The 23,955-nt window shown below is 70.5% G+C and carries 16 protein-coding genes; 7 read left to right on the top strand and 9 right to left on the bottom strand.

What is annotated here, in order from left to right:
- Positions 1–394 precede the first annotated feature (394 nt).
- Positions 395–1,087: a lysozyme gene (locus tag H0B56_RS22820; protein WP_343063858.1), complete on the top strand. Its 693-nt coding sequence runs from the start codon at positions 395–397 to the stop codon at positions 1,085–1,087.
- 3 nt (positions 1,088–1,090) lie between these two features.
- Here the strand turns inward: H0B56_RS22820 and H0B56_RS11245 are convergent, their stop codons facing one another.
- Both H0B56_RS11245 and H0B56_RS11240 read right to left on the bottom strand, forming a co-directional pair.
- The gene (locus H0B56_RS11245; protein ID WP_180892901.1) at positions 1,091–1,723 is read right to left on the bottom strand and encodes a protein-L-isoaspartate(D-aspartate) O-methyltransferase; all 633 of its coding nucleotides are present in this window, start codon (positions 1,721–1,723) and stop codon (positions 1,091–1,093) included.
- A 7-nt stretch (positions 1,724–1,730) separates the two neighbouring features.
- Positions 1,731–3,086 (bottom strand): ATP-grasp domain-containing protein, encoded by a 1,356-nt coding sequence (locus tag H0B56_RS11240; protein ID WP_180892900.1) that lies wholly within the window; start codon positions 3,084–3,086, stop codon positions 1,731–1,733.
- A 211-nt stretch (positions 3,087–3,297) separates the two neighbouring features.
- Between H0B56_RS11240 and H0B56_RS11235 the strand changes: the two genes are divergently transcribed.
- Both H0B56_RS11235 and H0B56_RS11230 read left to right on the top strand, forming a co-directional pair.
- Positions 3,298–4,251, top strand: a complete 954-nt coding sequence (locus tag H0B56_RS11235; protein WP_180892899.1) for a threonine ammonia-lyase — start codon at positions 3,298–3,300, stop codon at positions 4,249–4,251.
- 105 nt (positions 4,252–4,356) lie between these two features.
- Positions 4,357–7,608, top strand: coding sequence for an AfsR/SARP family transcriptional regulator (locus tag H0B56_RS11230; protein ID WP_180892898.1), 3,252 nt, complete (start codon positions 4,357–4,359; stop codon positions 7,606–7,608).
- A gap of 210 nt (positions 7,609–7,818) precedes the next feature.
- Here the strand turns inward: H0B56_RS11230 and H0B56_RS11225 are convergent, their stop codons facing one another.
- Both H0B56_RS11225 and H0B56_RS11220 read right to left on the bottom strand, forming a co-directional pair.
- The gene (locus tag H0B56_RS11225) at positions 7,819–8,763 is read right to left on the bottom strand and encodes a pseudouridine synthase (protein WP_343063851.1); all 945 of its coding nucleotides are present in this window, start codon (positions 8,761–8,763) and stop codon (positions 7,819–7,821) included.
- Positions 8,764–8,862: 99 nt separating this feature from the next.
- Positions 8,863–9,489: an alpha-ketoglutarate-dependent dioxygenase AlkB gene (locus tag H0B56_RS11220; RefSeq protein ID WP_180892896.1), complete on the bottom strand. Its 627-nt coding sequence runs from the start codon at positions 9,487–9,489 to the stop codon at positions 8,863–8,865.
- Positions 9,490–9,855: 366 nt separating this feature from the next.
- Between H0B56_RS11220 and H0B56_RS11215 the strand changes: the two genes are divergently transcribed.
- The gene (locus tag H0B56_RS11215; protein ID WP_180892895.1) at positions 9,856–11,211 is read left to right on the top strand and encodes a hypothetical protein; all 1,356 of its coding nucleotides are present in this window, start codon (positions 9,856–9,858) and stop codon (positions 11,209–11,211) included.
- A 10-nt stretch (positions 11,212–11,221) separates the two neighbouring features.
- On the top strand, positions 11,222–14,104 hold the full coding sequence (locus H0B56_RS11210; protein WP_219632569.1) for an FtsW/RodA/SpoVE family cell cycle protein: 2,883 nt from the start codon (positions 11,222–11,224) through the stop codon (positions 14,102–14,104).
- A gap of 164 nt (positions 14,105–14,268) precedes the next feature.
- Here the strand turns inward: H0B56_RS11210 and H0B56_RS11205 are convergent, their stop codons facing one another.
- From H0B56_RS11205 to H0B56_RS11190, 4 genes are all read right to left on the bottom strand, one after another.
- Positions 14,269–15,258, bottom strand: a complete 990-nt coding sequence (locus tag H0B56_RS11205) for a rod shape-determining protein (protein WP_180892894.1) — start codon at positions 15,256–15,258, stop codon at positions 14,269–14,271.
- 109 nt (positions 15,259–15,367) lie between these two features.
- Positions 15,368–16,315 carry an ArsA family ATPase gene (locus H0B56_RS11200; protein WP_343063857.1) on the bottom strand — a complete coding sequence of 316 codons (948 nt, stop codon included), beginning with the start codon at positions 16,313–16,315 and terminating at the stop codon, positions 15,368–15,370.
- Between the two features lie 5 nt (positions 16,316–16,320).
- Complete coding sequence (locus tag H0B56_RS11195) at positions 16,321–16,638, bottom strand: cory-CC-star protein (protein ID WP_246361030.1); 318 nt, start codon at positions 16,636–16,638, stop codon at positions 16,321–16,323.
- Complete coding sequence (locus H0B56_RS11190) at positions 16,628–18,394, bottom strand: carbon starvation CstA family protein (protein ID WP_180892892.1); 1,767 nt, start codon at positions 18,392–18,394, stop codon at positions 16,628–16,630. The genes H0B56_RS11195 and H0B56_RS11190 overlap by 11 nt, the downstream gene beginning before the upstream one ends.
- 262 nt (positions 18,395–18,656) lie before the next feature.
- Between H0B56_RS11190 and H0B56_RS11185 the strand changes: the two genes are divergently transcribed.
- Both H0B56_RS11185 and H0B56_RS11180 read left to right on the top strand, forming a co-directional pair.
- Positions 18,657–19,466, top strand: coding sequence for a hypothetical protein (locus H0B56_RS11185; RefSeq protein WP_180892891.1), 810 nt, complete (start codon positions 18,657–18,659; stop codon positions 19,464–19,466).
- A 246-nt stretch (positions 19,467–19,712) separates the two neighbouring features.
- On the top strand, positions 19,713–22,616 hold the full coding sequence (locus tag H0B56_RS11180) for an ATP-binding protein (protein ID WP_180892890.1): 2,904 nt from the start codon (positions 19,713–19,715) through the stop codon (positions 22,614–22,616).
- Between the two features lie 117 nt (positions 22,617–22,733).
- Here the strand turns inward: H0B56_RS11180 and H0B56_RS11175 are convergent, their stop codons facing one another.
- Positions 22,734–23,870 (bottom strand): S1 family peptidase, encoded by a 1,137-nt coding sequence (locus H0B56_RS11175; protein WP_180892889.1) that lies wholly within the window; start codon positions 23,868–23,870, stop codon positions 22,734–22,736.
- Between the last annotated feature and the right edge of the window lie 85 nt (positions 23,871–23,955).

Genomic DNA, 23,955 nt, shown 5'->3' with positions numbered 1-23,955 from the left:
AGCGGTGCCGTCCGAGGCCGAACGGGTGCCGTCCGAGGCCGTCGAGATGCCGCTGTCGGTCGCCGATGATCTGCCCGCGCCGTTGCCGGAGGGGAGCTCCTTCGCCGATCGGGAGCTACGGGTGCCGCTGCGTGGGTTGGCGGAGACGTCCGAGGCATTCGAGATTCCGGTGCCGCTGCTGGAATGGCAGGCCGAGCCCCGCCCAGAGGACGCCAGGATACTGGCGCTGCCCCAGCGCACCGTCCCACCCCTCGCGGATACCGGCGGTGCCACTGTCGAGTCCGGACCGGAGGAGAGCGAGCCCGCGCCGGAGAACGCGGACGGGGACCCGCCCGGTGACGTACCGGCCGACGGCGAGGGCGCCACGGAAGAGAGCACCGAGGACCCGCCGGACATCGCTGACCAGCTCCAGGGCGCCGCGGATAGCGTTGTCGAGCTGGTGAAGGGGGACGACTCCGTCGTTCAGCACGGCATCGACGTCAGTGGCTGGCAGGGCCGCGTGGACTGGCAGCACTGGTGGGACAAGGGCAAGCGCTTCGCTTACATCAAGGCCACCGAGGGCACCGACTTCACCAACTCGGACTTCGCGCACCAGTACGCCGGAGCGCGCGACGTCGGGATGATCCGCGGTGCCTACCACTACGCGCTTCCGGACGAGTCGAGCGGAGCGGCACAGGCGAACTTCTTCGTCGACAACGGCGGGGCTTGGAGTGCCGACGGGCAGACGCTTCCCGGTGTGCTGGACATCGAGTTCAACCCGTACGGGCCCACCTGCTTCGGCATGACCGAGTCCGCCATGGTGACGTGGATCGAGGACTTCCACGACACCTACTACGAGCGCACCGGCCGCTATCCCGTCTTCTACACCAACACCAAGTGGTGGAATCGATGCGTGGGTAGCCGGCACGAGTTCGAAGAGACGGTACCGCTGTGGATCGCGCGCTACGCCGACGACGTCGGTGATCTCCCTCCGGGGTGGGGCGAGCACACGATCTGGCAGTACACCGACAGCCCGCTGGACAAGAACGAGTTCAACGGCAGCTACCGGGAGCTGGTCGAGCTCGCACGCGGTAACCTCCTCGAGTGACGGTCAGGCGTGGCGTCCCTGCAGGCGCACGAACCTGGCCGGGGTGATCGTCTCGCGAGTGACCAGGCCGCCGTGGCTGCGTTCGAGGAGCGTGACCTGCTCCTGGCCACCGGGTCCGATGGGGAGGACGATCCGTCCTCCCGGCCGGAGCTGCTCGGCCAGCGGCGCCGGTACGTGCGGGCACGCCGCGGAGACGGCGATCCCGTCGAACGGCGCGTGATCGGGCACCCCGGCACTGCCGTCACCGACGAGCGCGGTCACGTTGCGCACCCCCTGCTCAGCGAGCGTGCGTTCGGCCCGCTCGACCATGTCCCGCCACCGGTCGATCGTCACCACTTCCGAGGCCAGCTGGGCGAGCAGCGCGGTCGCGAAGCCACTACCCGTGCCCACTTCGAGTACGCGCTCGGTACCGGACAGCTCCAGCGCCTCGAACATCCTGGCCGACAACCACGGTTGTGTCGAGGTCTGGTCGTGGGCGATGGGGACGGGTTCGTCGACGTAGGCCGAGCCCGCTCGTTCGGCCGGTACGAACGCGGCGCGCGGCAGGCGGCGTAACGCATCGAGTACCCGCTCGTCCCGCACGCCCTTCGCGCGCACCGCGCGCGTGAGATCCTCCGCCGACGACACTCCGCTCATGATCCGGTCACCCTGCCTCCATGGTAGGACGTGACATGCTGGCCACGAGCTCGCTCGGCACACCGACCGGTGTCACGACCCGGCCGTCGGCGAGCCGCAGTGCGAGCCCGCCCACCGCGGCCTCGGCGCGCTCCCGTGCCGCGCTGCCCGCGGGATCGACCACCAGGACGTGGCCGAGGTAGGCGTCGTTGCTGCGCGGGCAGCGGATCGCGGCCGGCGCGGGAACGGACCACCGCACCACCGCGGGATCGGCATCGAGGTGTGCCGTGCCGTGCACCTCCTGGAGGGTGCCCTCGACGGGGGACATGACGAAGAAGACAGCGGCGCTGCCCGACGGGACCTCGGCGGTCAGGGCCGGTGCCGATGCGGTACCGACCTGCGGGTTCCTGCCGAGGCTGAGTTCGACGAGGAGCTCGAGCGGGTGAGTGCCGGTGACACGATGGACGAGGTCGAAGATGTACCCGCCCGCCTGCCTGGGGTTGATCTCGACAACGTGTGGCCCGTCCGGCGTCAGCCGTACCTCGGTGTGCGTCAACCCATGGGTGTACCCGATCGCGTCGAGAACGGCGCGCACGTACTCCTCGACCTCGCTGGCCACGTCCCGGTCCAGCCGGGCGGGGAACATGTGTCCGGACTCCACGAACGCCGGCGCACCGGTGACACTCTTGTCGGTGATCCCGATGATCGTGGTCTCACCGTGACAGGTGGCTGCCTCGACGCTGAGCTCCTGTCCGTCGATCAGCTGCTCGAGAAGCAACGCGCGTTCCAGCGGTTGCTCCCGCGTATTGCGTTCGATTCCGGTGATCTCCCAGAAAGCGTCCTTGAGGCCCGCGTCGTCATCGATCCGGCGTACCGCGGTCCCCGAGTTGAGGTCGGTCGGCTTGGCGACGAGCGGGTACCCGATCTCGGCGGCCGCGGCAAGGCTGTCTTCCCAAGTACGGGTGACCGCGAAGGCCGGGTTGGCCAGCCCGGCATCGTGGAGGGCCCGGCGGACGAGGTGCTTGCGGGTCGCCAGGTGCATGACCGCACCGGACGGTCCGGCCAACCCGAGCGCGTCGGCGACCTCGGCCACCGCTTCGAGGTAGTAGTCACACGTGGTGAGTACGCCGTCGATCCCGTCGCGGGCAGCCACAGCGCGGGAAGCGTCGACCAGGCGTGCCGTGTCGTTGGTGTCCACCCGCACGATCCGGTCCGCCTCCGCGACGACCGGATGCTCCTGCCCTCCCGCGCACGCCGGGTACAGGTCGGGATCCCTTGTGAGCAGGATGTAGCGATGTCCCAGACGTTTGATGACGCCGGGAAGGCTGTGGCCCGTGGACCGCATCCAGCTCTCGATCATCAGCAGCGTTGCCAAGTCACTCACCCACTCCGTTTCTCCCCGCACCGAACCCACCGGTACTGCCGTCGCTCACATCCCCCAATGGAAAAGAACGTGAGAATCATGTTCATTAAGTGGCATTCTGGCACAGGGCTGACCTGTGGTGACCGTGACCTGATCGTGGCAGCCGGTACGTCCGATCCGGGGTTCGGGATACTCACGTGCCCGAGCATCGCGTGTGCTCTAGTGTGCACGCATGATCACCGACGTGGACCTGAGTCCGGAGCACATCGAACGCGCGGCCAGGACGCTCGATCCCGTGCTACGGGACAGCCCGCAGTTCGTCGACGAGCAACTGTGCGAGGCGCTGGGACGCCAGGTGCTTGTGAAGCTCGAGACCGCGAATCCCCTGCACAGCTTCAAGGGGCGCGGCGCGTGGACGCTGATGCGCGAGTGGGAAGGGGATCGCACGGCGGTGTGCGCGTCCGCGGGCAACTTCGGCCAGGCGATGGCATACGCCGGCCGGGCGTTCGGGGTAGCCGTCTCGATCTTCGTAGAGCGCCGCGTGGATCCGGCGAAGGTGGCCAGGATGCGCGGGCTGGGTGCCACCGTGACCGTCGTGGACGGCGACTCGAGCCGGGCCGCCGCAGGCTACGCCGCGCAGTGTCCCGGGCGGCTCCTCGTGCGGGACGGTGAGCACCCCCGCATCGCGGAAGGAGCGGGAACGATCGGGCTCGAGCTGGAGAAGGGTGGCGCTTTCGACACCGTCGTGGTGCCCGTCGGTGACGGTGCGCTGATCTCCGGGATCGGGCTGTGGCTGAAGACCCACGCGCCGGACGTCCGTGTGGTCGGGGTGTGCGCGGCAGGGTCACCGGCGATGGCGCACGCGTGGCGAACCGGCCGGGCCGTCACCGACGGCGCCACGGACACCGTCGCCACCACGCTGTCCAACCCGGCACCCATCCCGGAGTCCGTCGAGCGTGTGCGCGCCCTCGTGGACGACATCGTGCTCGTCGACGATGCCGCGATGCGGTCCGCCCAGCGGCTGGCGGCAGAGACTCTCGGCGTGCTGCTCGAGCCCGCGGGAGCGGCCGGGATAGCCGCACTCGCCACGCACCAGCTGCCCGGCAGGCGATGCGCGACGGTGCTCACCGGTGGCGACTCGGGCGCGGCGTGGCTGGGGGAGCGGTACGCGGACGGCACGGAGTAGGCAGGTGGTCAGCAGCGCACGCCGGTACCACGCGGCCGCTGTCGAACACCCCGGGATGGCGAAAAATCGCGCGCGGCTGTCGGTGTGCGGGAGTAGCCTGCCACTATGCGGTTCGAGATACTCGGCCGGCTGACAGTCTGGGACGGATCCACCCGACTCGACATTCCCGGTGCGAAGCAGCGCGCCTTGCTGGCCTATCTGCTCGTCAACGGGGGCAGGCTCGTCCCGGCTGACCGCATTATCGATGATCTCTGGGGTGACGGGGCGCCGAGCAAGGCTCGCAACGCCCTGCAGGCGAAGGTCTCGAGCCTTCGCCGCGCGCTGGCGCCTGCCGACCCGGATCGGGGGCGCAGGCTGGTCGAGGCGCGCGACGGCGGCTACCGCATCACAGCCGGCACGGATGCCGTGGACGCCGACCGGTTCGCCGGGCTCGTGACCCGCGCGCGCGACGAGCTCGAAGGCAACCATCCAGCGCGGGCTTACGCGATACTCGAACAGGCGCTGGCACTGTGGGGTGGAGAGCCGCTGCCCGAACACCGCGACTACCCGTTCGCGGCGGCGGCCGCTGATCGCTACCGGGCTCTCTGGCTCAATGCGGTGGAGATGCATGCCACGGCGTGGCTGGATGTGGGCGGGCGGCCCGGGGTACCGGATGAGCTGGCGACGGTACTGGCCGAACACCCGCTGCGTGAGTCGCTGCGTGCCCTGCTGATGCGGGCGCTCGCACGGGAAGGCCGACAGGTCGAGGCGTTGCAGGTGTACCGCACGGGTCGGCGGCTGCTGCGCGACGAGCTCGGCATCGACCCCGGTGCCGAGCTGGAGTCGGCGCACGCGGACGTGTACGCCCAGCACGTCCGGGTTCCGTCGGCGGCGGATGTGGGCCACGGGCCGGTCGGCTGGTTGCCTGCCGAGTCGACGGAGTTCGTCGGTCGCGGGCCGCAGCGGCAGCACCTGCAGGACCTGCTGGCCAGGGAGCGCCTGGTGACGGTGACCGGTCCGGGCGGCATCGGTAAGACCCGGCTGGTGGTGCACACGCTCACCCGGCTCGCCGAGCCCGCAGAGGGGGTGTGGCTCACCGACCTGAGTGCGGTGGCTGGCACGATCGACTGCCCCACCGACTCGGCGACGATCGCCGACGCCGTCCTCCGGACGTTTCGTGACAGGCAAGGAGCCAACCTCGGCAGTGACGAGCGGCTGACCACGGACAGCCAGCGGGGTGCCGTCGAGAGGTTGCGCGACCGGATCGGCTCGCGGGAGATGGTCCTCGTGCTGGACGGCGGGGAGCACGTCGTGGCCGAGGTCGCCGAGCTGGCCGGTTACCTGCTGGCGGCGTGCCCCGAGCTGCGCATGGTCGTCACCACCCGGGTGCTGCTGGGACTCGCCGGTGAGGCCGTCCTGCGGCTGGATCCGCTGGCGTTGCCCCCGGTCGAGGCCGCGCGGCAGGACTACCTGGCGGCCGAGTCCGTAGCCTTGTTCTGCACCAGAGCCGGACTCGACGCCGAGGCGTTGTCCGAGGCCGAGTTCGGCGAGGTAGCCGCGATCGTGCGCCGCACAGACGGCATCCCGCTCGCGATGGAGGTCGCCGCCGGGCTGCTCGGCGGTCTGACGCTGTCGGACCTGGCCGCGCATATGCGGGCGGACCAGGACTTCCTGCAGCACGGCAGTGGGTCCACGCTGATCGAGACGATCGAGCGCAGCTGGAGGCTGCTCGGCGAGCAGGAGCGCGACCTACTGGCCAGGCTGTCGCTGATCGAAGGGTCCTGGAGCCTCGACGCGGCGCACGCCCTCGCACCGGACGGGGTCCGTGGCGGTGACCTCGCCCGGTCGGTGGCCGGTCTGGTGGACCGCTCACTGATCAGCTACGACCCGGGGCCGGTGCCGGCGCCCTACCGGCTGCTCGACACGATCCGTTCGTACGCCCGGCGCTCGCTGACCGAACACCCGGATCTCGACGCGATCACGGCGGCGCATGCCGGGTACTTTCACGGCGTCGCCGCGCGCTACGACTGGCTGCTGCGCTGCGGTGAGCAACCGCGGGCACTGCGGGCGCTCGGCGCGGCCCACGCCGATCTGGTCGCCGCGCTGGCAGCATTGCGCGAGCTGGGACGCGTCGCGGACGCGCTCGATATGGCCTGCTGCCTCGGTTGGTTCTGGTGGCTCAGCGGGCGCAGGAGGGAAGGCCGGGCCATCCTGGAGAGCCTGCTCCGGCACGCCGAGGAGCGCACTCCCGGCCGGTGGACCGCGTCGGCGTGGCGGGACGCCCTCGCGCTGACCGACGTCGACGCCGAGCAGGCCCTGCGTCGCTGCCTCGCGGTGCTGTCGTCGACGCCGACACAGGACTGGGGCAGTGGTCTGAGGCTGATCGCCCTGCTCACCGCGGATCGCGTGTTCCAGCGCGGCGAGCCCGAACGGGGTGGCCACCTCCTCGCGCGCATCAACAGGGTGGCCGAGCAGCTCGATGACGAGTGGTACATCGCAGCCGCGCGGCTCACCTCGGGTATCGACGCCTCACGAAACGGCAGCACCCGGCGCGCGCGGCACCACGCGGAGACGGCCAGGGCGGGGTTCGTCTCGGCAGGGGACCGGTGGGGGGAGCTGCAGGCACTCGACCTGCTGGCCGGTCTCGACGAGATGGAGGGCTCCTACCAGCGGGCTCGCGCGGCGCGCGAGGACATGGCGGGCATCGCCGAGGAGCTCGGCATGCGCGACGTCCACGCGTACCAGGTCGTCAAGATCGGCAACCTGCTCGGCCTGAGCGAGGAGCTCGATGCGGCCCTCCTGTGCCTTCGGAACGCTCGTGACCTGGGGCGTCAGTTGGGTAAGCCGAACACGGTGGCCTACGCCAACAACGGACTGGGGTTGGTGCTGCGGCGTGCGGGTCACGCGCACGACGCGCTTGTGCACCACGAGGCCGCGCTGCGGCACTACCGGGGGATCGGCTCGCATGCCGGTAGTGCCTTCACCTGCGCGGCCATCGGGCTCGCCGGCGTGGCAGGCGGGGACACCGGCACGGCGTACTCCTGGCACATGCGGTCCCTGCACGATGCGACGCGCACCAGGGACCGTCGCGCTGTCGCGCTCGCCCTCGAGGGTCTCGCCCTGACGGTCGACGAGACCGAGAAGGCCGCCACCCTGCTGGCGGCAGCCCGGGAGCTACGTGCGGGCGCGGGGGCGCCGCGCCCGCACGGGGAGATCCCCGAGGTGGACCGCGTGGAGGCCGGTCTCGGCGATCCGGAGGCTCTGATGCCTGGGGATGCGCGTGAGCGTGTCCGGGCATGGGCAGCCGATGTCGAGGGCATCGCCGGTCGGGTGAAACGGCTGCTCGGCGACAGCAGCGCCTACCGGGTGGCGATGTAGCGGCGATCGTCAGCACACCATCAGCGGTGCGGCACACAGTGGTGAGTGCTCCCGGAGAAAGGGGACTCACCGTGATGTTCACCGTCTACTGCCCCCGGCACCAGGCGAACGTGCTGCTCGGGTACCGCCGCATCAGGCGCCTCGTCAACGTCTCTCCCGGCGTGATCGCCGTGCAGCTGGTCTGCCATGACGGTGCGGTGCTCGAGCTGCTCACCGGCTCGCGGGTGAGCGCGCCCACTCCGAGTACGCCGTCCACGCCTGCAACGAACGATCGCTGACGAACCGGCGCGGCTCACCGCTGACGGGGTCGGTGAACGCCAGTCCACGAGCAAGCAGCTGCAGCGGCCTGCCGAAGTCGTCGGGCGCCTTGCCTATGGGGCTCGGGTACAGCTCGTCACCGAGTATCGGGACGCCGAGACCGCCCATGTGGACGCGCAGCTGATGGGTCCGGCCCGTCGCGGGCACGAGCCGGTAGCGACCGAGGCCGTCACGGTGCTCGAGCAGGTCGACCCGGGTGCTGCTGTTGGCTGGACCGCTCACCTCGCGGGCACGATGATCGCCGTGCCGCTTGACGATGCGGCTGCGGACGGTCCGAGGCAATGCCGCCGAGGGTGGGTACCCAGCGACTGCCTCGTAGGTCTTGTGCACCAGACCGTGTTGGAAGAGTTTCTGGTACGCGCCACGCAGCTCGGGCCGGAGCACGAACAGAACCAGGCCCGCGGTCGGCCGGTCCAGCCGGTGCGCGGGCGTCAGTTCCGGAAGGTCCAGCTCGCGGCGCAACCGGACCAGCGCCGTCTCGAGTACGTGCGAGCCTCGTGGCGTCGTGGCCAGGAAATGCGGCTTGTCGGCGACGAGCACGCGGTCGTCGCGATGCACGATCGAGACCTCGAACGGCACCGGGACCTCGCTCGGCGGTTCCCGGTAGCACCAGAGCGTGGCACCGGGTACGAACGGGGCTTCCCGCGCTACGGGACCGGTGCGGTCGACCAGCCGCTGCTCGGCGAAGAGCGCATCGACACGCTGCGGCCCTTCCGCGGGAAAGCGGTCGAGAAGGTACTCCCGGAGAGTCCGCCACCGCCCGGTGGCCGGAAGCCGCAACCGCGTCGGCCGGATCCCGTCCGGCGCAGGCGGCGGTTCGACTGCTCGGTGCGGCACGCGGGCAGGATAGCGCATCCGGTGTGTGGAACGATCCCGAGCGGACCGGTCCGGCTGTGTGACGCGGCGAGTGCGCCGGGAGCGTCGCCGCGGTCCTGGTCAGCGGACATCTCGTGGCCGGAACTGGATGCTGATGCGCGGACCGACGCGCTTGCTCGTCTTCGGGACCGCGTGCTCCCACGTCCGCTGGCACGAACCGCCCATCACCAGCAGGTCGCCGTGTCCGATGGCGTAGCGCAGGCTGCTGCCGCCGCCGCGTGGGCGCAGCAGGAACGGGCGTTGCGCGCCGAGTGCGACGATCGCGACGACCGTGTCCTCCTGCGCGCCCCTGCCGACAGTGTCGCCGTGCCAGGCGACACTGTCGCCGCCGTCACGGTACAGGCACAGGCCCGCGGTGCACAGTGGCTCGCCGAGGTCGCGCGCGTAGTAGGCGGTCAGCTGGGCCCGGGCCCGTTCCAGGACGGGATGCGGCATCGGGTCGTGCTCGTCGTAGAAGGCGAGTAGCCGGGGAACGTCGACCATCGAGTCGTACATGCGCCTGCGTTCGGCGTGCCAGGGAACCGCCCGGTACAGGGACTCGAACAGCTCCTGCGCGCAGGCGACCCAGTTGGGTAGCAGGTCGACCCAGGCGCCGTCGCCCAACTGTGTGCGTTCGACGGTGCCGAGCGGTCCGAGCCCGATCTCGTCCGCCTGGTCGAGAATCGACGCCTGGATCGGCACGGTCACCGGCACTCACCTCCGGGAATCGAACGGGTGTGCGATACAGGGTACACGGCTTCGTCGTTACCGGAAAGCAACGGCGCCCGCCGTGTGCTTCCCGCGCCGAGCGACCGCGGGTGACGCGCGGTGCCGTACGGCAGGGTGTGGTGCGCGACCCTGGTACCCGAGTAAGAATTCCGGCGCGCGACACTCGGTCATCCGAGCGTGTCGCACCTTGACGTTTCACCGAAGTGGACCCAGGTGTGATGCGGGATTCCCGGACGTGCACGGAGTGCACAGGTAACAGTTTGGCAGACACACGGACAGCCCTGTGCTTACGCGCCCCGACTCGAAATAATGGATCAACGAGTCCGGCGTCGTGAGGGGTCGTCCATGCCAGAGTCCAGCTCCACCGAATCGCAGGAACCGGAGGCCACGCAGCAGAGCTCGCACGAGTCGGAAGCCGGTGCGGCGCGAGCCGAACACGCCGGCACGGCCATCAGCAGGTTGCTCGCGGTGGCGACGCTGACCCCGGCGCAAGCGGGCCTGCTCGCCCGGGATCTCGCCGCCGAGTTGGAGGCCTTGCGACGCGGCGAGCGCTACCCGGCCGGTTTCACCGATCGCCGGGTGTTGCTCACCGGGTCGGGAAGCGTCGTCATCGCGACCGGCGACGGAGATGATGCCGAGCAGCAGGACGAGCCGGACGAGGGGGAGCCGGGCGAGGCCGGGCACGGACGATCCGTGACCCACCAGGTGGCCGGTCTGGTGCGCAAGCTCGCCGCCAGCGCGCGGCGGGACGGTGTGCGCCAGCGGGACGAAGCGGACCTGCTCGTGCAGGGTCTGGACGGGCTCGGCGACGACGTGGGTGCTCTCGCCGAGCATGTGCGTCAGGCGGCGACCCGGTTGTTGCGCGATGTGCCGGATGACCGGATCGACATCCTGCGCGCGGAGCTCGCCTCGCTGGCGGGAGCGATAGCCGGGCGCGAACCCGAGCTGGACAGCGAACAGTCCGAAAAGGACCAGAGTCGAGCCGCGTCGTGGTCGAAGAGCGAGCCGCACGGCGCCGATCTGCGGCTGCGCGGCTGGCGCAGATCGCGACGGCGGGCATGGCACAGCAAGCCGGTCGCGCGGCTACGGTGGGTACTCGTGGTCGGTCTTGTCGCCGGACTCGTGGCCGCGGGCAGCTTGTGGGGCATGCCCAACGTGGTGTCGGACATTCAGCGGGGCTGGGGCGCGCTGATGTCCTCGGACGAGCCGCAGCGCCAGCTCGCCCCGGTGACGCAGGAACCGGGCGGGCAGGATGACGCGGGCGACGCGGAGCCGGGCGACGAGACGGGTCGCGAGCAGGGATCCGGCGACCAGGGGGAGGGGACGGCGCGGGCGCCACGTGACGTCGAGCTGCTGGCTCCGGAGGAGGCCGAGCCCATCACCGAGGTAACCGTGGAACTCCTGGACGAAACCTGTGAGCCGGGGCAGGCGTGCCCGCTCCGGGTGGACGTGCACATGGACCGGGAGGGCACGAACCGTGCCGTGGAGTGGTCGCTGCACGTGGTCGACCGCTGCAGCGACTCGGTCGAGGAACAGCCCGGTATGGCGGTCACAGCGCAATCCGGGTGGGGCCAGGTGTACGGCATCAGCAGGCCGGAACTACCGGAGTCGTCCTCGCTCGCGGTGATGGCGGTGACAGCGGAGCCGGTGCGGGTGTCCTCGCAGCCGCTCGAGATCCCCGCCGATGGTGGCACGTGCTGAAAGGGCGCTCATGGGCAATGGCAGTTCCGGTCGCGGTGGGGTGCGGGGCCATCGGCTGAGTGGCACGTCGACCGCGGCGATGCATCCCGGCGGGTGGGTGATCGACCCGTGGATCGTGATCGCCGCTGCGGTCCTGGTCGGGTTGGGCCTGCTGAACCTCCTCGCGCTGGGGATGACCGAACATGCCGTGCGGCACGGTGCGATCGGCTTCGCGGGCCTTGTCGCGATGGTCCTGCTTGCCCGGCTGCGTGTGCAGGCGTTGCCACGGCTGGCGTGGGGTGTCTACCTCGCCGCTGTGCTGATGCTGCTGGCGGTCCCGCTTGTGGGGGACAAGGTCAAGGGAGCCCAGCGGTGGCTCGATTTCGGCGTGATCTCGGTGCAACCCTCCGACGTCGCCAAGCTGGGTGTGCTGTTACTGCTGGTGCACCAGCTCGCGCGCGGCTACTCGTGGTGGCGGTTGTGGAGTGCCCTCGCCTTCGCCGCAGTACCCGTCGGGCTGGTGGCGACGCAACCCGACCTGTCAACCGCCGCGGTCATCGCCGCGCTCGCGCTGTTCACCGTGATTCTCGCCCGCGTGCCGTTGCTGCCGCTCCTTCCGATCTTCGGTATCGCCCTGGCTGCCTTGCCACTCGTCCTTCTGGTGTTGCGGCCGTACCAGCTCGACCGGCTGGAGTCCTTCGCGTCGGGTGCGCGGGATGCCAGTGGCGCAGGCTGGGCCGCGTTGCAGGCCGAGATCGCTATCGCCGCCGGGGGGTTGTTCGGCCGGGCCGGTGACCCGCTGTTCGACCTGCGTGCCTCGTACGTGCCGGAGAGCGAGCACGACCTCGCGTTCGCCAGCGTGGTACACGCGTGGGGGCTGCTCGCCGGGGTGGCGGTGATCGCCGCGGTACTGGTCCTGGTGTGGCGCGCGGCGCTGGCCAGCAGGATGACACGGAGCCCGGAGGCGGCGCTGATAGCCGCGGGTGTCGCGGCGATGTTCGGCCTGCACGCGTTCGTGTCGATCGCGGCGAACCTGACACTGCTGCCGCACACCGGACTGCCGATCCCGCTGTTCAGTTACGGCGGCACCACCGCCACGGTGCACTTCGTCGCGCTCGGCCTGGTACTCGCCGCGCGCCGGGACGGCTTGGACCGGCCGCTGTGGGCGCCCGCGCCGCCCAAGCGGCGACACCCGCGGTGGGCACGTACCGGTGCCGTGCTGCTCAGCGCGAACCTCGCAGCGATGTCCTGGTTCGCCTGGCACGTCCAGTCGGCACGCGGCGACGAGCTGCGCCAGACGAGCGAGGAACAGATGACCCGGTGCATCCGGCTGCCTGCCGAGCGGGGAGACATCCGGGACCGCACGGGCGAGCTGCTGGCCACCAACCAGGAGCGCAGCGAGGTGCACGTGGTTCCCGGTCTGTTCCCGGAGGGTGACAGCGACGCGATCGCGCGGCTGGCCGGCATTGTCGACAAGCCCGCCGGGGAGCTCGCGGACGCGGTCGAGCGGGTATCCGAGTCGTCCGAACTGCACGTCGAGATCGCGACCGTGCGGCCGGAGGTGGGCGACCGGCTCGCCGAGTCCGAACTGCCCGGGGTACTCGTGATGCCATCCCAGCGCAGGGACTACCCGCTCGGTTCGATGCTTGGTCCGACGCTGGGATTCGTCGGCGTGGGCACGCCTGCCGACATGAGCAGGCAACCATCGCTGGCGCTGGGCTCGGTCGTCGGCCGGGCCGGGTTGGAGCAGCAGTACGACGCGATCCTGCGCGGGACGGACGGCTGGCAGTGTGTCTACGTCGAGCCCGACGGCCGGCCGGCTGCCGCTGCCGGTCGAACCGACCCGGTACCCGGCGAGCATCTCCGGCTCCACCTCGACGCGGACATGCAGCGTGTGGCCAACGAAGCGCTGGCGGACGCGATCGAGGAGAGCGGCGGGGACCTCGGTGGCGCGGTCGCCATGGACGCGCGTACCGGGGCGGTACTCGCCAAGGCGAGCGTGCCCGCCTATGACAACAACGTCTATGTCCCGCCGATCAACGACGCCGAGCTGGCCTCGGAGATGGACGGATCCGGCCTGCCGATGATCGACCACGTGTCACAGGTGCCCGTGGCCCCCGGGTCGACGTTCAAGATCGTGGTCGCCGCCGCCAACGCCGTCTACGACGCTGTCCCACCCGATCGAGTGGTGCCGACCGGGGCCAGCTTCTCACTCGGAGGGCACACGTTCGACAACTGGCGCCCCATGGGGCCGCACGACCTCGTCGATGCCATCGCCATGTCGGACAACGTGTACTTCTACAAGCTGGCACTCGAGCTGGGGCCGGAGAAGATCGCGACGGTGGCCGAGGAGCTGGGTGTCGGGAGGCCGACCGGGATCGATCTGCCGGGGGAGAAAGCCGGGTTCCTCGGCACGCCGGACTCGGTCCATCAGGTCGGCGGCAACTGGTATACCGGGTCGACCGTGCTGATGGGGATCGGGCAAGGGCCGCTGACGGTGACCCCGTTGCACTCCGCGCTGTGGACGTCCGGGCTGGCGACGGGGCACATCGTGACTCCCCAGCTGGCAGCCGCGTTCGGGGACGAGTCCTTCACCGAGCTGGAGACCGAAGAGCCCCGGGAACTGTCCTTCGCCGACAAGCTCGACCCGGTACTCGAGGGGATGCGTGCCTCTGCGGAGCGAGGCACGGCAGGCCAGCTCAACGAGCTGCCGATATCGAGCGTGGCCAAGACCGGAACCGCGGAGGATCCCTCCTCGCCCAACGGGGAGCCGCACGCCTGGTTCACTGCGGTCGCCCCCGCCGAGGAGCCGGAGATCGTCGTGTCCACCTTCGTGCGCGGCGGTGGGTTCGGGTCGCAGACCTCGGGGCCGGTCGTGACGGCGATACTCGAGCACTACATCGACAACCGCTGAGATGCCACCGCTGACATCGCTGACATACCGGGCCCGGACGAGTTCGGTGGATGGTGCATGTGAGCTGTGGCGAGCCGCGCCGGGATGATCGGTGCTCGACGTTGCGGAAGACATGTGTGGGGGCCGGCCCGCGCGACGCGGACCGGCCCCCACACGAGCGGTGTCTAGTAGTAGCCGTAGGCGGCGACGACGTCCGGCTGGGACAGCGCGGCGGTAGCGCCCTCCGCCACGCAGGTGAGCGGCCGCTCCGACTGCTTGACCGGGAACCCGAACGCCTCCTCGAGGAGCATGGTGAAGCCGCGCAGCAACGACCCGCCACCGATCGCCAGCACGCCCTCGGCCATCACGTCACCGACCGCCTGCGCGGGCAGGTCTTCGAGACAGCTGGTGAGGGTGTGCACGATCTCGGTGGTCGTGGGGCGCAACGCGTCCATGATCTCGGCCGTGTCCAGAGTGACCAGACGGGCGCGGCCGGTGGCGGCATCCCGGCCCTCGACGACGAGGGAGGGATCGTCCTGGCCGTGCATGCCCACCTTGATGTCCTCCGCGGTGAGCTCACCGACCACGATCTGGTGCTCGGCGCGCAGGTGCTGGTACAGCGCCAGGGTGAGCTCGTCCCCCGCCACCCGGCAGCTGCGGTGGGTCAGTACGCCGCCGAAGCAGAAGCCCGTGATCTCGGAGGTACCGCCACCCACGTCCACGACCAGGTGCGCGCGTGGCTCGATGGGGTTGACACCGGAGCCCAACGCGCCCGATACCGGCTCCGGCAGCACCGCGACCTTCCGCAGCCCCGCCTCGTGGGCGACCTCGAGCAGCGCGCGACGTTCCAGGGTGGTCGCTCCCGCAGGCACGGCGATCACCGCTCTGGGCCGCATCCAGCGCTGCCACCGATCGGTTACCTTCCGGATGATGGCGCCGATGTAGGCGCGCGCCGATTCGAGATCGACGATGACACCGTCACGCATCGGCCGGACCGTGGCGAACCCCGCCGGAGTTCGCCCGATCAGTTCCCGAGCTTCCTTTCCTACCCGGATCGCCCGGTACGGTTCGTTCGCCCGGGTGAGCATGACGGACGGCTCGTCGAGAACGATTCCCGCATCGGGCTGACCGACGACCGTGTTCGCAGTGCCGAAATCAATACCGAATCCACCCACCACAGCCTCCCAACACCGCTGTACGCTCAGCACGGTTGTGCACTCACCGAGGTGATCCTGTGACTCTACGACACATACCGGCGTGTGCGGCAGATCACCAGCGAGGTCGCTATCTATTCGTTGTACTCGTGCGGTGATCGCCGCACGGGAACCCTCCCTCGGTCAGAGCAACTCCCAGCGCGCGCAGTCGTTCCGGGCCGATCGGCTCGGCGTCGGCCGCGGCGAGCTCGACCACTCCGGGCACGCCGAGCTGCTCGCGTACCAGCTGGCTCCACGTACTGTCCGATTCGGATGGTACGTGGTTCAGTACGGCGTCGCCGAGGACGAATCCTGCCGAGGTCAGCGACGTCGCCGAGCGAGCACTCTCGGCGAGAACCATGCGGCGGGCCAGCACGACCAGGTGCACTGTGGCCTCCGTGCGAAGCCGGTCCGCTGCCCCCTCGAGCCTCCGTCTCCTTGCGTGCAGCCGCGCGAGTAACGGGTCGTCCGCCTCGTCGGCCGTGCCCAGTACACCGGTGGCGAACCGGTCGGCGTCGACGGCCCGCTCGCGTTGCCTGGCGAGCCCGCGCACCCACGGGGCCAGCAAGCTGGGCAGCTCGAGCATGCGCAGCAGGTGCCCGGTGGGAGCGCTGTCCACCACGAGGTGGTCCCAGTCCCGCGGTACGCGTCCGAGGTACTCGATGAACAGGTCGTTGAGCGCGGACTCGGTCATGCCGGGAGCGTTGGACGCCGTCTCCAGGTGCCGCTGCACGGCCGGCATGATCTTACGGGGCAGTGCGGCATAGGCGTCGTCGGTTACCTGGTCGACCCTGGCTCGTACGGCGGCGTCCGCGTCCGGTTCGGCCGCCCACAGCTGCGGAGCGACCCGCCGCGGGCGGTCGGCGAGCCGGCTCGCCAGGGCGTCGCCGAGCGAGTGCGCCGGATCGGTGGACAGCACGAGCGTGCGTCGCCCGGCATCCGCGAGGGCGAGTGCTGTCGCGGCGGCGACCGTCGTCTTGCCGACGCCGCCCTTGCCGCCGATGATGACGATGGGTGGGGCGCCGCCCGCGGTCGCCACCTGCGTCAACAGCACACTCCCGGTTCGCCGAGCTCCTCGTGCCCCATGCGCCGGTGCCAGTCATGGATGTCGGCGACAACGTAGGGGATGAGCTCCAGCGTCTCGTAGCCGACCGGGTTGTCCACCCCCAGGGCCTCCAGTAGCACCAGCGCACGCAGGGTGTCGGACTGGTCCCGCGCGTCACGCCGCAGTGCGCTGCCCCAGCGCGCGGCGAAGACCGCGTCGAACGCTTCCTCGGCCTTGCGCCACGCGCGGGTGAGCAACGCGCGTGCCCGGGCCGTGACCTGCTTGCGGGTGCGCGACCGCGGGGCGTCAGCGTTCATCGCGTTCCGGGTCCGCTGCCGGCGCCTCGACCTCGGTGAGCCCGTCACCGTGCTCGTCCGGCGACGTACGCCCTGCCCAAGCCGCGCGCAGTGCGACGGCGGCCTCGACGATCAGCCAGATGGCGAGCACGAAGATGATCGCATCCAGCGGGGCGAGCAGGAAGACCTGCAGCGGGTCCTCGTGGGTCGCGAACTCGATGAGCTGGATGACCAGCGCCCAGGAGGTCATCGCCACCAGGAAGACCAGCGGCACGAGAATCACGACCGGGTTGCGACGGCGCTTGGTCACCCATACCGCGATCACCGCGAGGGCGAGGCCCGCGGTGAGCTGGTTGGTGGTGCCGAACAGCTGCCACAGCGTGCCGAACGCGAAGTTCCCCGGCAGCAGCGCGAGAACGATCGGCAGGCTCAGCGCCACGGCCGTGGCCAGCGTGAGGTTGCGCGCGAGCGGGCGGATCCCGACGATCTCGGCGATCTCCTGCACGATATAGCGTTGCAGGCGCACCGCGGTGTCCAGGCTCGTCGCGGCGAAGCTGATCACCACGACCGCCGCGAACACGGTCCCGGTAGCCAGGGGCACCCCGAGGTTCTCGGCGAAGCCTGCCACCCCCCGGGTGAAGGTGCCGAGCGCGCCGTCCGAGGCGGTCTGCCAGTCGGCGTAGCGTGCCTGCCAGTCGGAGGCCGGCGTCGCGGAGAGCGCCACGACGCCCGCGGTGCAGGCGAGGATGGAGCACAGCGCGAGCGTGCCCTCGCCGACCGCGCCGAGATACCCGACGTAGCGCGCGTCGCTCTCCTTGTCGAGCTGCTTGGCCGTCGTCCCCGACGAGACCAGGCTGTGGAACCCGGAGATGGCACCACAGGCGATCGTGATGAACAGCAGTGGGAACCACGGTGGTGAGTCGGCGGGGACGTCGGTGACGGCCGGAGCGGCGATCGTGTTCATGCCGATGATCACGCCGACCACGATCACGGCGAGCGCCACGACCATCTGTTGCTGGTTGATGTAGTCACGCGGCTGCAGCAGCACCCACACCGGAAGGCGGGAGGCGAAGAACGTGTAGGCGAACACCAGCACGACCCACACGGTGAGCGGTTCGATCCCGAACGCCGAGGCGACCGGGTCAACCGAGACCGGCACGTGCTGGCCGAGCCAGATGGACGCGTAGACGACCAGCAGCGCGACCACCGAGGGCAGCAGCGCGGCCGTGCGCTTACGGTAGATGTACTGCCCGACGCCGATGGCCAGGGGGATGGTCAGCAGCACGGGGAGCACGGCAGCGGGGTTGTTCACGAACAGCGTCGCGATCACCACGGCGAACACCGCGTTGACCATGGTGACCAGGAAGTAGATGATGAGCAGGAACAGTGTCCGCGCGCGCGAGCTGATCACGTCCTTGGCCAGAGTGCCGATGCTGCGCCCCTTGTGCCGCACGGAGACGACGAGGGCGCCGAAGTCGTGCGCGCCCGCCGCGAAGACCGTGCCGAGTACGACCCAGAGCAGCGCGGGAAGCCATCCCCAGAACACCGCGATGGCGGGACCCACGATCGGCGCCGCACCGGCCACGGAGATGAAGTGGTGCGCGAAGACGATGTGCTTGTTCGTGGGGACGAAGTCGATGCCGTCGGAGTAGCGGTGGGCCGGAGTGACATAGGACGGGTCGAGCGCGTACACACTTCTGGCGAGGTATGCCGAGTAGTAGCGGTAGCCGACAGCGAAGACGGCCAGTACGGCCAACAGAACGATGACGGCGGGCATCTGACGGTACCTCCGAGAGCCTGACGTACACGAACTCCGCTTCAAGGCATCGTTGAAGTCGCTGCAACCTAGCACGAGGTGCCGGACAGTCAAAGGGGCTTCCGGGCCGTTCGGCGGGCGGCAGCGCGGCGCCCCGCGCATCGCCCTATGGTGTGAGCGGGCGAGCCCACACGGATACGGGTGATGTCGGCGGGGTAGCGCCGGACGGGCACGGTCCGATGCGGGCATTGGACACGGGACCCGGATACGGGAGGACGGCGAGGTGACGGACTTCAACTCGGTGTGGCGGCGGTCCACTGTCGCCGAGCTGTCCTGGCTGGGTCCGCGCGGCCCGGTGGGCCTGCCGGTCGTGCCGCTCGAGCTGGACGGTATGCCGTGTGCGGCGTTGCCCTACCTGCATCTGGACACGGTCGACTCGCTCGTGACCGAGCGCGTGGCGGTAAGCGTGACCGACACCCGGACGCTCGGGGAGGATGCGACGGCCGTGGCCGCTACCGGCCGGGTCAGCGTGCGGCACGACCTGGACGGAACGATCTTTACCGACAAGCTGCTCGAGCAGGAGATCGTCAAGCATCCGCCGACGCGGTTGCGCGCGGAGGGGCTGCTCGCGCGGCGGGAGAACTGGTGGTGGGTACCGCGGGTGCTGATCACCGTCGTGGAGATCGAGTCCGCCGTGCCGGTGCCCGCCCGCTCCCGCGCCGAGGACGCGCTGCTGGTGCGGCGGGACGGCATACGACCGTGCGTGGAGGTGGTGACGGCCCGGGAGTGGCCGGTGCGGCCCGCTCAGCGCATCGACGTGTTGCCGCGTGACGGCGGACTGCTCGACGGGGACGGTTCGCGGGTTTACGTGTACGGGCACCGGCACAGCCCCGACTTCGAGCGCTGGGAGCCCTGGTACCGCGGGGGCTCGCTCTACGGGGAGACGTTCACCGTCAGCGACGGAAGCGGCGAGCCGGGTCTCGAGCTGGAGCCGTTCGGGATCGTGGGCCGGATCCGCAATCACCGCGCGGTCGAGCGTTCGTGCCGGGCGGGCATCGGCGCCGTCGAGCGGCGGTCGGGCTCGCCGCGCTGAGTGCCGTCCCGATCCGGACGCGATCCGTTCGGCATGCGTGGCCACACCGCGGAAGAACGGCTACACGCCGTAATTGTTCACTCTCCTGTCGGGTTGCCTGTTAGGCAAGCTTCACTAGACTCAGTGAACCGCGCCATGGATCTGTGGGTCACGCGGTATGGGGTGGATCGCTCGGGAAGGCGATGTGGTCGAGATGGATTGCCCGAACGGTGGGTCGTGGCACCTTGTTCGAGTGAGCGCGTAGCCATGTCAGCCCATCCCGTCGAGCACGCGACGATGGGGCCGGTAGTGTCGGCCCGCATCAGCCCGCTCCCGCTCGTCGGCCGGTCCGCCGAACTGGGAGCGCTGTTCGACACGGTCACCACACCTCCGTCGGTCGCGCTCGTCGAAGGGGACGCCGGCATCGGCAAGACCCGGCTGATCGACGAGCTGTGCGCGCTGCCGACGTTGAGCTCATGGAACGTGCTGAGCGGGGCCTGTCAGCCGTTCCGGGAACCGTGTTCCTACGGCCCGCTTCTCGACGCGCTGCGGGCCGTCGAGAAGCGGCTGCGCCGCTGCTCCCGGCTGAGCCCGCTGACCGGGGCCTTGCGCCCGCTGCTGCCCGAGCTCGCGCCCTACCTGCCGCCCTGCCCGGATCGGCTCGACGACCCCAGCGCGGAACGGCACCGGCTGTTCCGGGCGATGCGCGACGTCCTCGCGACGTGCGGGCGCACGCTGCTGGTCATCGAGGACGCGCACTGGGCGGACGACGGCACCCGGGACGTGCTGAACTTCCTCGCGGCCACCATGCCCGAGCGCCTGTCCGTCGTGATCAGCTACCGCGGCGCGGATCATCGCGGCAACGGAAGTCCGCTGGGCAGTGCGTACCGCCTGCGACGTGATGTCACCGGTACCGTGGTCCGGCTGGCAGGCCTGGGCCGTGCCGAGGTGGCCGAGCTGGTCGGCGCCACGCTCGGGCCGGACGCCGAGTCCGAGGAACTGCTCACCCAGCTGCACGATCGGACAGCGGGCATCCCCTTCGTGCTCGAGGAAGTGCTGCGCGCGCTCGGCGAAGCGGCCGGGCCGGTCCACACCGACGGGCCCGGGGCCGTTCGGCTGCTCGAGTCGCTCGGCGTCCCGGTACTGCTCGGTCACGCGATGCAGGAGCGGCTGGCGCCACTGTCGGCGACCGCCCTGCACGTGGCGCGGGCTGTCGCGGTGCTTGGCAAGCCGGTGGACATCGAGCTGCTCAGCGGTATGACCGGCCGGTCGAGGAAACGCACCGCCGCGGCGCTGATGGAGGCCCTGCGCGCGGGCGTGCTTGTCGAGGCCAGCCGGAACCGTTACGGGTACGTGCACGCGCTGGCGCGCCAAGCCGTCTACGAGGCGCTGCCCGGGCCGGAACGCGTGCAGCTGCACCTGCGCGCGGCGGACGTACTGACGAGGATGGACCCGGTGCCGCTGGCGTGGATCGCCGAGCACTACCGGGCCGCAGAGGACTACGGGCGCTGGGTGGAGACCGCCGAGGCAGCGGCCGACCAGGCACGCGAGATCGGTGAGCCGACCGCGGCCGCCGAGGTCCTCCACGAACTGCTGTCCGAGGCGTCGCTCTCGGCCGCGCAGCGGGTGCGCCTCGCGGGAAAGCTGAGCAAGGCCGCGCTGTGCTCGAGGGGAAGGTGCGATGTCACCGGGATCCTCGAGCGGGTCCTCGACGACGAGCGGCTGCCCGTGGCTACTCGCGGGCTGATCCGGACCCGGCTCGGCGTGGTCATGCTGCGCAAACCCGAGCTGGTGGCCGCCGGTCGCAGCCACCTCAGGACAGCGGTGCGCGAGTTGCGTGAGCACGACGCGCCGAACGCGCTGCTGGCGATGTCGGCACTCGGGCAGGCTCAGGTCGGCTCGGCACCGGTGGAGGACCACCTCGAGTGGATCAACCGGGTCGATCGCGAGCTCGGCCGGCTCCCGGATGGGCCCGCGCTGACCAACGTGCTCGCCAACCAGCTGCAGAACCTCGTCCAGATCGGCACACCGGACATCTGGCAGCGTATCGCCGTGCTCCCGGCGCAGGCACGCTCCGGCGAGGAGCATCAGTACCTCACCCGGGCACACCTTTACCTCGCCGACGCGCTGTCCTGGGTCGGCCATCTACGGCGCGCGCGGCGGTTCCTGGACAGCGGTCTCCGGCTCGCGCAGGCTCAGGAATGTGCCACGTTCATGATCGACATCGGTCGCGGGTTGCAAGCCAGGCTCGACTGGCTCACCGGGAACTGGACCGGGCTCGCGGAGCGATGCGGCGAGCTCGCCGCGCGTTGCGCGGATATCGAGGTCGTGCGTACCGAACTGGCGCTGGTGCACGGCGCGCTGGCCGTGGCGAAAGGGGAGTGGGACGCGGCGGCAACCCACCTCGGTTCGGCGGGACTGACCGACGCCCGCGCGTACACCCCGCGCGTGCTGGCCGCCACCGCGGAGCTGGCCAGGATGCATCTGTCCCGGCAGGAACCCGAAGCTGCCTACGAGGTGGCGTCGCGGGCGTGGTCGATGGTGCATGGCAAGGGGGTGTGGGTCTGGGCGGCGCCGCTCGTGCCGGTGCTGACCGAGTCGCTCGGACAGCTGGGTCGGCCCGGTGCCGCGGAGCGGGTGGGCTCCGAGTTCGAGCGCGGTATCCGAGGGCGGGAGGCCCCGCTGGCGCACGCTGCCGCCGTAGCGGCACGGGGTAGCCGGTTGCGATGGACCGGGCGGCCTCGTGAGGCCGCGGCTGCCCTGGACTGTGCCCGGCAACGCTACGCGGAGCTACCCGCTCCGTATCACGCGGCGGTGGCGGCCGAGTCCGCGGCGTACTGCCGGATCGCCGAGGGCGACGGGCAGCCGACCGAACTGGTCCCGGCTGTCGCGGAGGCGTTCGAGGCCCTCGGCGCTACCAGGGATGCCGCTCGTTGCCGCAGCGCGGTCCGGAGCGCGGGCGGGGTGGTCGCCTCGCGCCGGGGGAGGCGTGGCTACGGCAACGCACTGTCCCCCAGGGAGAAGGAGGTCGCCGGCCTGCTCAGCCGGGGACTGACGAACAGGGAGATCGCCGAGGTGCTGTTCCTGTCCCCGCGCACGGCCGAGCATCACGTGGCGCGGGTACTGCGCAAGCTCGGGGTGCGATCGCGGTTCGAACTACGTCGTCGTTAGCCACCACCGCCCGGCCGAACAGTGTCCGCGCGGCGCGGCGCGGCGCGGCACGGCGCGGCACGGCGGGGCGGGGCACCCGGCGTGTGCGCGCGGATGCCCCGCCGCTGCGGGTGACGCTCAGCCGGTGACCAGCCGCGCGCCGGTGGCCCGCAGCGCGCGCCGTACGGGCTCGAAATACATTGTGGACTGACTTCCTCCGGAGACCATGCCCTGTGCCTGGCCGCCTGCCGCCATGACCGACCCGCCGGAGTCGCCGGGGCTCGCGTGGATGGTGGTTTGCGTCAGGCCGTACACGGCGCCCTGCGAGTACCGGACGGTCCGGTTCTTGGCCTGGATGACGCCGCATGTCACACCGGATGTCGAGCCCGACTTGCACGCCCTGGCACCCACCGGCGCCTCCTGCGCGCCGCGGACGGTGCCGAGACCGGCGACCTGAGGCGTGGGGGTCCAGCTACTGGTGACCCGTGCCAGTGCCCAGTCGGCTCCGGGGAACCGGTACGAGGTGGCTGTGCCGAGGTAGCGGCCGTTCTTGCTCAGGCTGGTGCCGCCAAGCGCGGGACAGTGGCCCGCGGACAGGAACCCGCCCTGCACGGAGAAGCCGATCGAGCAACGGCTCCTGGACATGTTGTAGGAGTCGCCTCCGCGGAGGTTGCTGAGCAGCCGCGGTTCGTCCGCGGTGTGCTCGTAGCGAACCTTACCCGCGTCGACGCCTGCCTCGCGGACGTACGAGCGGGCTTCGTCCGTGGCGCCGTCCCGCACGGTGACCGTCACCGAGTTCGTCGTGGGAGCGACTCCCCATCCGGTCACGGACTCGGGTGCCCGTCGCTCGTGGCGGTTCAGCTTGTCCACCGCCGCATCCAGCTGGTCCGCGCTGTACTCGACGAGGACGCCCTCGGCGCCGAGCCCGCGCACCGTGTCCAGCCTGGCCGGGTCGGTCACGCCCGCGAAGAGCTCTCCGGTGCTCTCGTCGTAGTACGCGCCGCCGAAGTCCGGACCGAGCGCGTCGTCGAGCGCGGACCGGAGCACGCCGGCCTCGGCCTGATCGGCGAGGATCTCGGTGGCGCGTTCCGCCGTGGTGCCGAGATCCTCCTGGACGGCATCGACGATGCCGTCGCCGGCAGCCGGGGTCGCGCCGGATCCGGTGACCGGCTGGGTCGATGCCGATTCCGCCGCTGCCGGGATCGCACCGGTAGCGAGGGAACCGAAGATCATCACGATTGCGCCGGTGATGCCGGCTACACGTGTCCGTCTCATGCGTGTCTCCGCTGATGTCGGGCCGCGCGTCGAGGTGGTCGCGCACGGCATGTGCAGGGGTTTTCCGGTGACGATCGGGATATCT

Origin of the sequence: Haloechinothrix aidingensis (genome assembly GCF_013450155.1) — a bacterium.
GTDB classification, from domain to species: Bacteria; Actinomycetota; Actinomycetes; order Mycobacteriales; family Pseudonocardiaceae; genus Haloechinothrix; species Haloechinothrix aidingensis.
This window is presented reverse-complemented; position numbering and strand designations above follow the sequence as displayed.

What these genes read in the sequence shown, in the direction of transcription:
- H0B56_RS11245 (WP_180892901.1), bottom strand. Translation starts at nt 1,723, where the DNA reads ATGAGCGGAGTGTCGTCGGCGGAGGATCTCACGCGCGCGGTGCGCGCG.
- H0B56_RS11235 (WP_180892899.1), top strand. Translation starts at nt 3,298, where the DNA reads ATGATCACCGACGTGGACCTGAGTCCGGAGCACATCGAACGCGCGGCC.
- H0B56_RS11230 (WP_180892898.1), top strand. Translation starts at nt 4,357, where the DNA reads ATGCGGTTCGAGATACTCGGCCGGCTGACAGTCTGGGACGGATCCACC.
- H0B56_RS11215 (WP_180892895.1), top strand. Translation starts at nt 9,856, where the DNA reads ATGCCAGAGTCCAGCTCCACCGAATCGCAGGAACCGGAGGCCACGCAG.
- H0B56_RS11210 (WP_219632569.1), top strand. Translation starts at nt 11,222, where the DNA reads ATGGGCAATGGCAGTTCCGGTCGCGGTGGGGTGCGGGGCCATCGGCTG.
- H0B56_RS11195 (WP_246361030.1), bottom strand. Translation starts at nt 16,638, where the DNA reads ATGAACGCTGACGCCCCGCGGTCGCGCACCCGCAAGCAGGTCACGGCC.
- H0B56_RS11190 (WP_180892892.1), bottom strand. Translation starts at nt 18,394, where the DNA reads ATGCCCGCCGTCATCGTTCTGTTGGCCGTACTGGCCGTCTTCGCTGTC.
- H0B56_RS11180 (WP_180892890.1), top strand. Translation starts at nt 19,713, where the DNA reads ATGTCAGCCCATCCCGTCGAGCACGCGACGATGGGGCCGGTAGTGTCG.
- H0B56_RS11175 (WP_180892889.1), bottom strand. Translation starts at nt 23,870, where the DNA reads ATGAGACGGACACGTGTAGCCGGCATCACCGGCGCAATCGTGATGATC.